15 protein-coding genes are annotated in these 13,230 nt (G+C 69.2%); 8 read left to right on the top strand and 7 right to left on the bottom strand.

Features of this window, described 5'->3' with window-relative positions; genetic code table 11:
• Positions 1-243: 243 nt before the first annotated feature.
• Both AC3WL7_RS09600 and AC3WL7_RS09595 read right to left on the bottom strand, forming a co-directional pair.
• Positions 244-837, bottom strand: coding sequence for a mechanosensitive ion channel family protein (locus tag AC3WL7_RS09600; RefSeq protein WP_079222721.1), 594 nt, complete (start codon positions 835-837; stop codon positions 244-246).
• A gap of 35 nt (positions 838-872) precedes the next feature.
• On the bottom strand, positions 873-1,052 hold the full coding sequence (locus tag AC3WL7_RS09595) for a hypothetical protein (RefSeq protein WP_079222720.1): 180 nt from the start codon (positions 1,050-1,052) through the stop codon (positions 873-875).
• Between the two features lie 122 nt (positions 1,053-1,174).
• On the opposite strand from AC3WL7_RS09595, the gene AC3WL7_RS09590 reads away from it, so the two are divergent.
• Genes AC3WL7_RS09590 through AC3WL7_RS09580 form a run of 3 tightly spaced genes read left to right on the top strand, consistent with a single transcriptional unit; the run spans position 1,175 to position 3,188 of the window.
• Positions 1,175-1,759: an RNA polymerase sigma factor gene (locus AC3WL7_RS09590; protein WP_108747145.1), complete on the top strand. Its 585-nt coding sequence runs from the start codon at positions 1,175-1,177 to the stop codon at positions 1,757-1,759.
• A complete protein-coding gene (locus AC3WL7_RS09585; protein WP_492750121.1) occupies positions 1,756-2,298 on the top strand; it encodes a hypothetical protein in 543 nt (180 codons plus the stop codon). Before AC3WL7_RS09590 ends, AC3WL7_RS09585 begins: the two co-directional genes overlap by 4 nt.
• 11 nt (positions 2,299-2,309) lie before the next feature.
• Positions 2,310-3,188: a DUF4097 family beta strand repeat-containing protein gene (locus AC3WL7_RS09580; protein ID WP_492750120.1), complete on the top strand. Its 879-nt coding sequence runs from the start codon at positions 2,310-2,312 to the stop codon at positions 3,186-3,188.
• A gap of 48 nt (positions 3,189-3,236) precedes the next feature.
• On the opposite strand, the gene AC3WL7_RS09575 is transcribed toward AC3WL7_RS09580, so the two are convergent.
• The 3 genes from AC3WL7_RS09575 to AC3WL7_RS09565 all read right to left on the bottom strand — a co-directional run bounded on the left by AC3WL7_RS09575 (position 3,237) and on the right by AC3WL7_RS09565 (position 5,314).
• Positions 3,237-3,419 (bottom strand): hypothetical protein, encoded by a 183-nt coding sequence (locus AC3WL7_RS09575; protein WP_079222716.1) that lies wholly within the window; start codon positions 3,417-3,419, stop codon positions 3,237-3,239.
• Between the two features lie 11 nt (positions 3,420-3,430).
• Positions 3,431-3,724: a YkgJ family cysteine cluster protein gene (locus AC3WL7_RS09570; protein ID WP_108747862.1), complete on the bottom strand. Its 294-nt coding sequence runs from the start codon at positions 3,722-3,724 to the stop codon at positions 3,431-3,433.
• A 228-nt stretch (positions 3,725-3,952) separates the two neighbouring features.
• Positions 3,953-5,314 carry an Hsp70 family protein gene (locus tag AC3WL7_RS09565; RefSeq protein ID WP_108747142.1) on the bottom strand — a complete coding sequence of 454 codons (1,362 nt, stop codon included), beginning with the start codon at positions 5,312-5,314 and terminating at the stop codon, positions 3,953-3,955.
• 581 nt (positions 5,315-5,895) lie between these two features.
• Between AC3WL7_RS09565 and AC3WL7_RS09560 the strand changes: the two genes are divergently transcribed.
• Positions 5,896-6,231, top strand: coding sequence for a zinc ribbon domain-containing protein YjdM (locus tag AC3WL7_RS09560; RefSeq protein ID WP_200734310.1), 336 nt, complete (start codon positions 5,896-5,898; stop codon positions 6,229-6,231).
• A gap of 7 nt (positions 6,232-6,238) precedes the next feature.
• Here AC3WL7_RS09560 and AC3WL7_RS09555 read toward each other — a convergent pair whose 3' ends face one another.
• A complete protein-coding gene (locus AC3WL7_RS09555; protein ID WP_492750119.1) occupies positions 6,239-7,390 on the bottom strand; it encodes a tetratricopeptide repeat protein in 1,152 nt (383 codons plus the stop codon).
• A gap of 230 nt (positions 7,391-7,620) precedes the next feature.
• Between AC3WL7_RS09555 and AC3WL7_RS09550 the strand changes: the two genes are divergently transcribed.
• From AC3WL7_RS09550 to AC3WL7_RS09535, 4 genes are all read left to right on the top strand, one after another.
• Positions 7,621-8,223: an HD domain-containing protein gene (locus AC3WL7_RS09550; RefSeq protein WP_492750118.1), complete on the top strand. Its 603-nt coding sequence runs from the start codon at positions 7,621-7,623 to the stop codon at positions 8,221-8,223.
• Between the two features lie 58 nt (positions 8,224-8,281).
• Positions 8,282-8,455: an oxidoreductase-like domain-containing protein gene (locus tag AC3WL7_RS09545; protein ID WP_174208733.1), complete on the top strand. Its 174-nt coding sequence runs from the start codon at positions 8,282-8,284 to the stop codon at positions 8,453-8,455.
• Entirely contained in the window at positions 8,452-9,069 is a 618-nt protein-coding gene (locus AC3WL7_RS09540; protein ID WP_492750117.1) for a DUF998 domain-containing protein, read from the top strand. Before AC3WL7_RS09545 ends, AC3WL7_RS09540 begins: the two co-directional genes overlap by 4 nt.
• Before the next feature lie 78 nt (positions 9,070-9,147).
• Entirely contained in the window at positions 9,148-10,494 is a 1,347-nt protein-coding gene (locus AC3WL7_RS09535) for a virulence factor family protein (protein ID WP_492750116.1), read from the top strand.
• 46 nt (positions 10,495-10,540) lie between these two features.
• Here the strand turns inward: AC3WL7_RS09535 and mprF are convergent, their stop codons facing one another.
• Positions 10,541-13,105 (bottom strand): bifunctional lysylphosphatidylglycerol flippase/synthetase MprF, encoded by a 2,565-nt coding sequence (gene mprF / locus AC3WL7_RS09530; RefSeq protein ID WP_492750115.1) that lies wholly within the window; start codon positions 13,103-13,105, stop codon positions 10,541-10,543.
• Between the last annotated feature and the right edge of the window lie 125 nt (positions 13,106-13,230).

The following is a 13,230-nucleotide window of genomic DNA, read 5'->3' as shown; positions in this document are numbered from 1 at the left end:
GGCACCCACCATCAGCAGCAGGTTCCAACAGATTGCGAAAATCTGTCGAAGGCGGGGTGGGTCCGGTTGAGGGGGTGTGAGCGCCATGGATGGCGCGACCAAGCCCCCATGGATGGGTTCACGGCGTCCCCCTCAACCGGACCCACCCCGCCATCCCACGGAATGCCAGCTCTTGACGTTGACGTTGACGTTGACGTTGCTTCGGCAGGTGCAGGGCGCAGCCCTGCAAAAACCCTCAACCCCTCAGCCGTCGCCCTGGATGCCACCCGGGGCCTGCGAGGGATCCCGCCAGCGCCGCACCGTGCGCTGGAAGAACAGGTTGTTCGGCAACTGCAGCACCGTGCCCTCGTGGCCGTTGCCCGTTTCCTGCAGCGTCGTGTAGATCAGGTTCACGTCGATCACCCGGCCCTTCAGCCCCGGCTTCTCGCCGTTCTCCAGCACCTCGATGTAGTCATGCAGGCGGAACGGACGGGTGGTGAAGATCAGCAGCGTGCAGAAAATGTTCGACAGCACGCTCCACGCCGCGAAGAACGCCACCGCGCCCACGGCGGCAAAACCGGTGAAGGCCGTCCACAGCACCGATGGCTTCGCGCCCAGCAGGCTGAGGATGTACAGCAGCGCACTGAAATAGACCACGAAACTGGTGATCCGGCGCGCGCCCATCGCCATCTCCGGCGGCAGCGTGTAGTGCTCGGCGAAACGGCGGATCAGGCGGCGGGCCAGTACCCGCAGCAGCCAGGCAACCACCAGCACCAGCACGATCTGCAGGGCGATGCCGATGTAGTTCAGCCACGGATGGCTCCAGGCGGGCAGGTGATCCTTCAGCGACAACATCATGGGGCGACAACACGTGGCGATAACGGCCCTTGATGTTACCCGGCGCGTGCCGGGGTCTCGACCGATCCTGGCCAGGCCACGCAGACCACCGCCTGCCGATGCTGATGCAGGCAGGCCTGGCTGCTGTCCGCGCGAAGCTGCAGCGACAGGTCCAGGGCCTGCAGCACGACGCAGGCGACGATCACCAGCAGGGCGGCGCAGGAGGAGCTGGACATGGCGGGACTCCGGGGATTTTCACCAAGGACCCTGCATGGATGCAGCCAGCATCGAAAAGGTTGCAATGCCGCCGCCTTCAATCGGCCTTAAACCTTTTCCAGCGTCGCCGCATCCAAGCGATATGCTCGACACCACCATGCCCGCGCTGCCTGCCACCACCGACGCCGATGCCGTCGACGAACCCGCCCTGGTGCGGGCCGCGGCGGCGGGCGACATGGGGGCCTACGAACAGCTCTACCGGCGCCATTCGCCGCGCGTGTTTGCGGTGTTGTGGCGCCTGTGCGGCGGCCAGCAGGCGCGCGCCGAGGATGCGCTGCAGGAAGCTTTCCTGCAGGCCTGGAAGGCGCTGCCGGGGTTCCGCTTCGAAAGCAGCCTGTCGACCTGGCTGCACCGGCTGGGCGTCAACGCCGCGCTGATGGAGCTGCGCGGCCGCGCAGCCGGGCCGGACCATGACAGCCTGGACGAGGTCGATGGCGGCCTGCAGGAGCTGGCCGTGCACGATCGCTGCGCCGGCACCGAGCGCGATCTGGAACGCGCGCTGGCGACGCTGCCACCACGAGCTCGTGCGGTGCTGGTGCTGCACGACATCGAAGGCTGGAAACACCAGGAAATCGCCACACAGCTGCAGATGGCCGTCGGCAGTTCCAAGGCACAGTTGCACCGCGCGCGGAGCCTGTTGCGCGCGCGTCTGGGAGACATGACATGAGTACCCACGAAACCGACCACGACCATGACCCTGCGCTGCAGGCGCGGCTGCGGGCACTGCCCGGGCAGCGCATGCCACCGGCCGATGGCTGGGCACGCCTGGCGGCGCAGTTGCCACCGCGCGAAGCGGCACCGGCAGCGCTGGAGCATCCCGGCAACGTCGTGGCCTTGCCGCGCCGTGCCCGCCCGCGCTGGTGGCTGCCGGCATGTGCTGCGCTGGCCGCCGGCCTGGCGGTGTATGCGGTGGCCCCGTGGAGGCAGGCACCCCTGCAGGCACCTGCGCCATCGATGCTGCAGCTGCAGGCTGCGGCGATGACCGAGCAGTACCAGCAGGCCGTGGCATCGCTGCCCGGTGCCCGCGCCGCGGAATGGCAGCCGGCCCTGCACGAACTGGATGAAAGTGCGGCACAGATCCGTGCCGCGCTGGCGCAGGATCCGCGCGCACCGCACCTGCTTGGACAGCTCAAGCGTACCTATACGCTGCGGCTGGAACTGACCCGGCAGGCGGCGCAGGCCGCCGCGGCCGGACTGACAACCTGAGGAGAGACCCCATGCGAACCCTTTTCCCGCTTTGCGCTGCCTTGCTGCTGCTGCCCGCCCTGGCCCTGGCCGATACACGCGTGGATGAGCGCCACACCCTGGCCAGCGGTGGCCGCATCGAGCTGAGCAACGTGGCCGGCAAGGTCACCGTGCGCGGCTGGGACCGCAACGAAGTGCAGCTGACCGGCAGCCTCGGCGATGGGCTGCAGCTGCGGCAGGAAAAGAGCGCCAACCGCGTGCGCTGGGAAGTGGAATACCCGCGGCGTCACACCAACGGCACGGCCACCCTGGTGTTGAATGTCCCGCGTGCCTCGGAACTGCTGCTGAGCACGGTCAGTGCCGACCAGGACATCAGCGGCATCGACGTGCGCCGGCTGCAGGCCGACACGGTCAGTGGCGACCTCAACGCCGCCGGGCGCAGTGGCGACAGCAAGCTCAATACGGTCAGCGGCAACGTCATCGCCAAGCTGCAGACGCCACGCCTGGACGTGAACACCGTCAGTGGCCGCATCGAGGCGGGTGGGGGCGTGTCAGGGGATATCGGCGCGCAGACGGTGTCCGGGCGGGTCGGCGTGGATGCCGGCCGCATCCAGCGCCTGGCGGTGGAGACGGTCTCCGGCGGCATCGATCTGTCCACGTCGGGCCTGGCCCCGGGCGGTCGCATCAACGTCGAGTCGGTCAGTGCTTCGGTCAACCTGCGGTTGCCGGTCAAGGTCTCGGCCCAGCTGTCGGTGAACAGCTTCGCCGGCTCGATCAACAGTGATGCCGGCACCGTGGAGCGGCCGCGCTATGGGCCGGGCAGCAGTCTCGATACGAAGCTGGGCGGCGGCGATGGTGACATCCGCATCCAGTCGCATTCGGGCAGCGTGCGGGTCAGCCTGGACCGCTGAGCGCGGCCCGGCAGGCCGCGGCGGCAGCGCCGCCGCGGTCACGGTGGGTCAGCTGGCTTTCTTCAGCGCCCAGGTGGTGCCAAGCACTTCGATCTTGCCACCGCTCTTGCGGAACGCGGCCAGATCGGACGCAATCGAATCGCTGCTGACCGTGGTGCTGGCGGCCGCGCCCTTGCGTTCGCTGCGGATGCTGTTGGTAGCCTTCGCGGGGGTCTTTGCCTTGCGGGGCATGGTTGCTCCTGTCAGGTGGAAGGGGAGGAAAGCGACCAGGCATCAGCCTGGCGCAGGTAATCCTGCCGCTCGCGGCGGCAGTCGTCGCCACCCATCGAAAACTGGCGGCAGATCGCCGGGCGCTGCGAATAGATCGTGCAGCGCAGGTGATAGGGATCGATCGCCGCACACCAGCCCTCGTCATTGCGCGCCATCACGGCACGGCCGTGCCTGTCGCGCGAGGTATACTGGCGGGGCACGTCGTCGCCGGCCTGCAGCAGCACGGGCAACCGGCAACAGACCGCGTCACAACGGCGGCAGTCGATGGGTGCAGGTGCTTCTTCAGGTTGTGCGGCCACAGGGGCCAGGCGGGTGCCCAAAGCGGGTCTCGATGGCGGCTCGGGTAGTACGCGGACCATGAACGAGCCAGAAGGCATGGCCGCAAGGCCCGTCAAGCGGGCCGGGCCCTACCCGGGTACACACACCGGCGCAGCCGGCGGAAGGTAGAGCCCTATCAAGCCTACCGAGGGTAGCAAACTCCGCGTAACGTTTTGTTAATCCCGGCTGGCTGCCGCGAGTGCCAGGCCCTGGACCACGCCCAGCGAGGGCTCGCCATGGACCATGCGGGCGCCCGGGAAGGCCTCGGCCGCCGCCTGCCGCAGGTAGCCGGCGCGGGACATGCCGCCGGTCAGGAACACCGCATCCGGGTCGCCGCCGATATCGCTGCGGACCTGGGCCAGCAGCTCGCGGATCTGGGCCAGGTAGCCCGAGGCGGCTGTGGCCAGGCCTTCGGTGCTGCTGTCGGCATGCAGGTCGCGGGCGATGTAATCCAGGGTGCTGCGGTGGCTGGGGCTGCTGCTCAGGGCGATCTTGGCGCGTTCGACGTCGCGGTACAGGCGTGCGGTGTTGCCGGTGTCCTGCAGCGCCTGCAGGCGCGAACCCCACGGATCATCCACGTGGTCGTACTTGTGCTGGCGGAAGTCGCGCTGGCGGGTCATGTCCTGCACCGTGGCCGCTTCCACGTAGTGGTGGGCGGGCACGCGGGTGACGCCGCGGCCGAACAGCGGCATGTAGCTGGACAGGCTCAGCGACAGATCGATATCGGTACCGCCGCGGGCGATACCCCAGGCGCGGTGGATGCGCGGGGCGGCATCGCCACCCACTTCAGCGTGGGCGATGTCGGTGGTACCGCCGCCGATGTCGACGATGACGGCCTGGTGCCGCTCGCGGCTTTCGGCGTGGTAATGCATGGCCGCCGCCGCCGGTTCTTCGAGGAAGTCGATCTGGTCGAAGCCGGCCTGGGTGGCGGCCTCGCGCAGGATGTCCAGCGCCTGGTCGTTGCCGGCGGCGCCGATCGAGCTGCGGAACTGCACCGGGCGGCCGAGCAGGGCCGCGCGCAGCGGCTGGCCGAGCTGGGCACTGGCGGTCAGGCGGATGTGCTCGAGGATGTGCGCGGCGATGCCGGTGATGGTCTGCCGCGCGCGCGGGTGCAGGTTGTAGCCGAGCATCGACTTCGGGCTCTGCACGAGGTTGCCTTCGTGCTCCTCGAAATAGGCTTCCAGGGCGTCATCGCCGTAGATGGCGTTCTGCAGCAGGTCGCTGGCGCTGCGTTCCTTGCCGGCGCGGGCTTCCATCCATTCGCGGCGCAGGGCGCGCAGGGCTTCGCGGCGCAGTGCCTGCGGGGTGCGTTCCTGGCCGGCGGCGCGCGCGGCACGGGCGGCGCTGTCGATCATCTGCTGCAGTTCGTGTTCCTGGCCGGCGTCGAGCTGGAAGTCGTCCGGGTCGGGCACCACGCCGGGGAAATACACGCTGGTACGGAACTGCTCTGCGTCACCGAAGCGGATCGGCAGCAGCTGTCCATCACGGACGATGGCGGCGGCGGAGTTGCTGGTACCGAAGTCGATGCCAAGGCGCATGGGGAGGTCCGGGGGCGGGCGGGGGCCGCGCACTCTGCTGCAGATCGGGTCTTCCTGCAAGTTCCCCCTCTGCTTCGGATGGGTTCAGCGCCTCCCTGGATCGCTCGGGCGGCGCGGGGAGGGGCGGACGGGACACGCGGTAAATACGTCCATGTAGCTCGTAGGCGCCTTGCTCGTGTGCGCTGTCCTGCGCACACGGCAAGACCGGGGTTGGGCGTCCTGCCCAACCCGCCCGAGGCATGCCTCGGGCCCATGGCGCCTACGGTCCCGTCCGCCCCTCCCCACGCCGCCATGACAGTTCCCCTGCACTGCGGCAGCAGAAAGCAAAGCAGCAGCGCAGGCTTTTGATTCTTCCGGCCGCGGGCGCGGGAAACTGTCCGGAGGCGAGGGGCCATGCGGGGCAGGACCGTTGGCGCCATGGATGGCGCCATCGAGCCCCCATGGATGGGTTTACGGCGTGTCCTGCCCCGCATGGCCCCTCGCCTCAACGCCATGACACGGGGGCGCTGCACGCGGAAAAATGGAAGCACGGACCCGCCGGTTACAATGGCGGCCGTTGATTCATTTTGAGGTACTTGCTGATGTCGTCCGCTCCCGCCTGCCCGCAGTGCACCCTGGAAAACACCTATGCCGATGGCGCGCTGTGGATCTGCGCCGACTGCGGTTTCGAGTGGACCGCCGAGGAGGGCGCCGGCGCGACCCTGGTCGTGCGTGACAGCAACGGCAACACCCTCCAGGCCGGCGACACCGTCACCGTCATCAAGGACCTGAAGGTCAAGGGCTCATCCATCCCGCTCAAGCAGGGCACGGTCATCCGCAACATCCGCCTGGTCGAGGATGACGCCGAACACATCGAAGGCAACTCGGACAAGATCAAGGGCCTGGTGCTGAAGACCTGCTTCCTCAAGAAGGCCTGAGCCGTCCTCAGCGCCGCGCCTGCTGCGTGCGCAGGCGCGACAGGCCGTCCAGCTTGGCCTGGTAGCGCTGCTGGTTGCTGTTGCCGCCCAGCGCACGTGCCCGCGTCAGCTCGCGGTCGGCACGCGCCAACTGCCCACTGAGGAAATAGGCGCGCGCCAGCCCGAAATGGAACTGGTGCGCGTTGTCGTACAGCTGCACCGCGCGCCGGTAATAGCGGATCGCCAGGGCCAGGTCGCCACTGCGCTCCGCGGCGGCACCGGCCATGTACTGGGCGAACGGATCATTGCGCTGCACGGCCTTCAGCCGCTGCTCCAGCGCCTGCGCCTGCGTGACCAGGCCCAGGCTGCGATAGAGCACGCTGGCGTTGACCAGTGCCGAATCCTCGCGGGCATCCAGCCGCAGCGCCTTTTCCAGCGAGGTGCGCGCGCCGGCGAGGTCGCCCTGGCGGCTGTCCAGCACGCCGAGGTTGTTCCAGGCAGGTGCAAAATCCGGCGCGCGGGCCAGTGCCGCGTTGAAGAAGTCGCGCGCGCCGGCCATGTCACCGGCGGTCATCCGCTCGGCGCCGCGGTTGTTGTAGAAATGCGCCAGCGCCCGCTCCAGCGTGATCGCATGCGGGCCGCGGCGGTCATAGAGGATGTTGCGGTCCAGGTCGACGGTGCCGCTGCGCCCGTTCACCACCACGCCTACATTGACGTGGCCCACGCTGTAGACCACGCCCTGGTCCTGGTCCTGGTACCAGGACACGACGCGATCCACTTCCTGCACGCTTGCCTGGATGCCCGCCTCGCGCGCAAGCGTGGCAAACAGCAGGGTGAAGGCCAGGCAGTTGGCCTGCCGCTTCTGCCAGATTTCCGAAAGCGTGTAGGTCGCATTGGGGTCGTACTGCAGGTCCAGTGCCTGCGCACCGAAGATCATCTCGGCCAGCGCCTGCAGGCGCTGCTCGCGTGAGCTGTGGCGGGCGATCACCCGTGCCTGCAGCATCTGCCGCAGCGGCGGGGGAATGGCCAGCACCTGTTCGGGGGTCGGCACGCTGGCCACGGCAACCGGCGCGGCCGGTGCCACATACGGCGCCGGTGGCGGCGGGTCCTGGGCCAGGGCGCTGGACGCACCAGTGGCAGCCAGCAAGGGGGCAAGGCAACAAGCGGCAAGACGGCGCATGGCAGTTCCCTGCAGCGGCGGGCAGCCCCGCCTTCCGGCAGTGTAGACCTGCGTGGGCAGGCCGGTATCAACCATTGGTCGGCGGCACAGGTTCATCCACACCCGGTGTGGACCAGCCCGCGGCAAAGCTGTGGACAACCCGTTGCCAGCGTTGCCGCGCAGGCGATGTGAGCGACTGGTGAAAAATTGTCCAGCTTGCCCGCAGCGGCTGCCGGCGGGATGATCCCCGCATGGACTTCGCCCCGATCCCGCTGGCACCGGCGCAGTGGCAGGCACTGCAGGATGCCTACGCCACGCCACCGCGCGCCTACCATCACTTCGGCCACGTGCGCGCGGTGCTGCAGCACTGCCAGGACGTTGCCGCCGGGCCCGGCTGGCAGCAGCCGGCCGAGGTGTACCTGGCGGTGCTCTACCACGACGCCATCTACCAGGCGGGGCGCAAGGACAACGAAGCGCGTTCGGCCGAACTGGCGCGCAGGGCCATCGCGCACGCGCCTGAGCTGGCCGGCGTGGATGCGGCACGGGTGGAGCAGTTGATCCTGCTGACCGCGCGCCACGGCGAACTGGGGCCGGACGACGTAGATGCCGAGGCGGCCCTGTTCCTGGATTGCGACATGGCCATCCTGGCCGCGCCCGAAGCGGTGTTTTCCGCCTACGACCGCGGCGTGGCCGAGGAGTACCAGGGCGTGGTGCCGGGCTTCCTCTATCGCGCTGGCCGCCGCCGTTTCCTGCAGGGCCTGCTGCGTGCGCCGCGCATCTTCCTCAGCGACTTCTTCCACCAGCGGCTGGACGCGGCCGCGCGCGCCAACCTGCGCCGACAACTGGACGCCTGAGCCGGGCCGTTACACTGGGCGCCTGTCCGCAACGTCCTGCCTGCCCGTGACCGACCCCGTGCCCGCACCTGATCCCGATCCGCGCCCGCTGCCGCCGGAAGAGCCCGGCCCCAACGAGTGCTGCGGCAGCGGCTGCCCGCTGTGCGTGCTCGACCTGTATTCGGACGAGCTGCAGCGCTACCGCAAGGCGCTGTCCGAGTGGCAGGCGCGGCACCCGCAGGAGACACCGTGACGCGCGCGCGGCCGGCGGCGTTGCTGGCCATCGTTGCGCTGCTGCTGTTCATTGCCACTGCCGTGTGGACCCAGTTCGCGCGCGCTGACCTGGACTGGGTGCAGGCCACCCTCAGCCTGTACCTGCATGGCCCCTGGGGGCTGGCGCTGCGCAGTGCCTACTGCCTGCTGGCGCTGGCCATCGCGGTGCTGGGCATCGCGCTGTACCGGCACAGCACGGGGCCGCGGCGCAGTGCCGCCGCACCGCTGCTGTTCACCGTGGCTGCGCTCGGCCTGGCCACCGTTTCCATCGGCGACAGCTGGTTGCCCTCAGCGACGCCACTGCTGGCGCCGCTGGTGCATGGCCTGGCGGCCAACACCGCGTTCCTGTGCGCCAGCGTCGGCATGCTGCTGCAGGCGTGGTACCTGCGCCGCGAACCGGGCTGGCAGCGCAGTGCAGCCCTGCTGTGGGGCTGGGCGTGGCTGGCGTTTGTCCTGCTGTGGCTGCACGTGCTGTGGCGGGGCGGGCCACCGCGTGGGCTGGGCCAGAAGACAGTGATCGTGGTGATTGCCGGCTGGCTGCTGTGGCTGGCCTTTGCCCTGTACCGGCGCAGCCAGCGCAGCGCATCCGACTGAATCCCCAACGGCCTGCACGGGTACGTGCCGTGCACGCGGTGGCGGCGTATCGTGTGCGCATTCCACCGGGGATGCGATATGAAGCGTGCAGGGCTGGGCAGGGCAGTGGGTGTGGTGCTGGCGCTGGCTGCGTTGCCGGCGATGGCGGCAGCGAACGTGCAGCAGTTCAGCCATGGGCGCTTCGACCAGGTACCGGTGCACATGCCTGCGGGAACACCGCAGCGGGTGGTGATCTGGTTCCATGAACCGACTGCCGGTGGCGATACCAGCCGATTGCCGATTGAAGCCCTGCGTGCCGACGGTGCCCTGGTGGCGTCGGTGGACATCAGCCACCTGCGTGGCGTGCTCAAGCGCGAAGGCAATCCGACCTGTTCGTTCGGTGCGGGTGACGTCGAGAATTTCTCGCGCTGGCTGCAGGCCTCGCTGCACCTGCCGGGCTACCACCTGCCGCTGGTCGGCGGTGATGGCGAAGGCGCGGAAATGGCCTATACGCTGGCTGCGCAGGCCGACACGCAGGTGTTTGCCGGGCTGCTGACCACCGGCTTCTGCCCCGACCACAGCCACGAGCGCATGGTCTGCGGCGATGGCGTGAAGCACAACCGGCTGCAGCCGACCGATCTGAATTTCCCGTGGCTGAGCGCGGCCGGCGGCAATGCCTGCAGGGCCGGCCAGGCCAGTGCGTTCGTGCAGCAGGTGGCGATGGCGCGTGAGTTCAAGCGCACTGCCCGCGGTGATGCCTCGCCCGGCCTGGTGGCTGCGGCACGGGTGGTCGGCGCACAGGCCGGAGTGAGCCTGGCACCGCCACCGGATGCATTGAAGGGACTGCCGGTGGTGGAAGTGCCGGCCAGCGGCAACGGCGATACCCTGGCCATCTTCGTGTCGGGCGACGGCGGCTGGGCCGGCCTGGACAAGAACGTTGCCTCGTCGCTGAGCGAGCATGGCGTGGCCGTGGTCGGCATCGATTCACTGCGCTACTTCTGGAGCGAGCGCACGCCCAAGGGCTTCGCCGCCGACCTGCAGAGGATCATCGCCCACTACAAGCAGCAATGGCGCCGCGACAAAGTGATGCTGGTTGGTTTCTCGCAGGGCGCCGATGTCCTGCCGGCCACCATCAACCAGCTCGACGCGGGCACCCGCGACGGCATCGAGCGCATCGCGCTGCTGTCGGTGGGGCGCAAGGCCGATTTTGAATTCCACGTCAGCAACTGGCTGGGCGGTGGCGGCGGCGGCCTGCCGATCGCACCGGAAGTGGCGAAGCTGCCTGCGGCCAAGACCCTGTGCGTGTACGGCAAGGATGATGAGGACGCACTGTGCCCGGACCTGCCGGCCAACGATGGCGTGCAGAAGGTGAAGCTGCCGGGCGACCATCACTTCAACGGTGATTACGATCGTCTGGCTGAGGTGATCCTCAAGGGCGGCGCGTAGGCCGCACCCACCGGTAGCGCCGGGCCATGCCCGGCGAAACTTTCCATCACCCGCGCCGCGGGTCCAGCGAGATCAACCGCGTGGCATCCAGCAGTGCCGCAGGCAGGTGCATCCCACCCGGTGCGGCGAGGTAGCGCGGGCGCCACTGCGGGTCGAACTTCGACTTGAAACGGCGCAGGCCACTGAAGCCGTAGAAGCGTTCACCATGCCGCGCCAGCAGGCCGGCCAAGCGGTTCCAGCGACCGGCCAGGCGGTGCTGGGCCAGCCCGGACAGCGGCGCCATGCCCAGCGAGAAGCGCGCATAGCCCTGCGCACGTCCCCACAGGAACAGTTCGATGAACAGGAAATCCATCGTGCCCTTCGGAGCTTCATTGACGTGGCGCATCAGGTCCACCGACAGCTCGGCCCCGGCCGGCGCCTGCCACAGGTTGGCGAAGGCCACGATCTCACCTTCGGCCTCGACCAGCGCCACCGGGAAGCGCACCAGATAGCCAGGATCGAAACTGCCCAGCGAGAATCCCTTTTCGTCGCCGGCCTTGTCGTCCAGCCAGGCGTTGGAAATGGCGTGCAGGCGCGGCAGCAGTTCGGGAATCTCTTCCACCGGCGCCACCCGGAATGACAGGCCGCTGCGCTTGCCGCGGTTCCAGGCCTGGCGCAGGTCGGCGCGTTCGCGTCCTTCCAGGCCGAAGTCGTGCAGCGGCACCATCGCCTCTTCGCCCAGCTTGACCAGGCCAAGGCCCAGGTCCAGGTAGGTCTGCCAGTACGCCTCGCCCACCTGGTAGAACACCGGGCGCAGGCCAAGCCGGTCGGCTTCCTCGCGGAAGCGCCAGATCAGCGCACGGGCCACCTCCGGCGGGCCGACCGGATCGCCCATCGCGATCAGCGAGCCACCGTAGCGCTGCATCATCACGAAGCCCTGTTTCGCCTCGTCGCGCAGCACCGCCTTGTCGGCGGTCAGCACCAGGCAGGCCTGGGTGTCGGTGGCGCCGGCCAGCACCGGTGCCAGCGCCTGCAGGGTGGCATCGTCGGCAGCCGGCAACGGGGTGCGCGTGCTGTGCAGCAGGCGCGCCAGGCCGAACATCACTAGCGCGATGGCCACCACCAGCAACGCGCGCAGCGCACGCGGCGCGTTGCCCGACACCGCGAACTGCCACCACAGTTCGTTCTGGTATTCGACGTGGCTGTAGGTGAAGAACAGCAGCCAGGTCACCGCCACCAGCACCAGGCCGAGGTTGCGCAGCCACGGCCACGACCAGGCTTCATCCAGCAGCGCGCCCTGGCGGTAGAACTCGCGGCGCGCGGCCCACAGCGCCATCGCCACCAGCAGCGCCGATACGGCAATGAGAGGTTGGCCGCCGCGCAGCCACAGCGGCAGTGGCGTGACCACGCATACCGCCATCGCCAGCATCCACGCGGCGTGGCTGCGCCGGGCCAGGCCCTGGCCGATCAGCAGCAGGGCCACGCCGCCGAGGCTGCCGATCAGGTGCGAGGTTTCCAGGATGGGCAGCGAGGCGTTGAGGAGATGGCGGCGCGGTGTCGGCAGCGTGCCATCGATGACCAGCGCGGCACCGATGCTGAAAGCGGCCAGGGCGATGATCTGCGGCAGCCACGGCCGCAGCGCGTGCCAGCCGGCGCGGGTGGCGCCGGCGCTGGCCTGCAGTGGCTGGCGCAGGGCCGGGGCAAGGGCGAGCAGGGTGGCCAGCAGCAGCGGCAGCACGTAGTAGGTGACGCGGTAGATCAGCGCGGCGGCCAGCACCGCGGCCGGTGCGACCTGCGGCAGCAGCTTCAGCAGGCTCCACTCGAACACGCCCAGGCCCGCCGGCACCGTGGACACCAGGCCGGCCAGCACGGCCACCAGGTACAGGCCGACGAAGCCGGGCAGGCCGGTGGGCGTGGAGTTGGGCAGCAGCACGTAGAACGCGGCGCTGGCCAGCACCAGTTCGATGACGCTGAGCACGGTGACGCCGAGCATGGTGCGGCGGTCGGGCAGCCACAGGCCATGGCCGAAGATGCGGAACTGGCGGCCGTTGCGGCCGACCAGCAGCACGGTGGCGGCGTAGGCGAGCAGGGCGAGGATGCCGACCACGCGCACCGCCGCCGGATCCAGCGGCAGCGCCAGCGCGGCTGCGGCCGGTTCCATGCACAGGGCCACGCCGATCAGCAGCCAGGCACCGAACACGAAGCCCAGCGTGCTCATCAGTACCACCTGGCCGATCTGCGCCACGTCCAGGCCGGCGCTGCGGTAGCCGCGCAGGCGCACCGCGCCACCGGTCAATGCGGCAAAGCCCACGGTCTGGCCCAGGGTGTGGGCCAGGAACGCGGTGATGCCCACGCGTGCGGGATGCACGCGGATGCCGCTGCGGCGCAGGCCGATGGCATCAAAGCCGATCAGGCAGGCGTAGCTGGCCAGGCCCAGCAGCACGGTCAGCGCGATCTGCGCACCGGTCAGCTTGTGGAAGGCGTCGCGGATGGCGCGGTAGCCATGCTCGTCGAATTCGTTGGCGAGCCCGTGCAGGGCCAACGCCAGGATCAGCAGCGGGATGACGATGGTCAGGACCCGCTTCCATGCCGGAGTATGGGAAGCGGTAGTGGAATCGGGGGCGTGGGTCATCGGCGCAAGGGTGCGTCAGCGGGGGCGAGGGTGGTGTCAACGTGAACGTGGCGCATCGTGCGCCTGTCGATGGCGTTTGACCAGCACCGGCACTGTGCGGCGATTGGCGGCAACGAGCGGCCGCG

The organism is Stenotrophomonas sp. FW305-3-2-15-E-LB1 (assembly GCF_058787375.1).
Note: the sequence above shows the minus strand (reverse complement) of the source record. Positions and strands in the feature narration are given on the sequence as shown.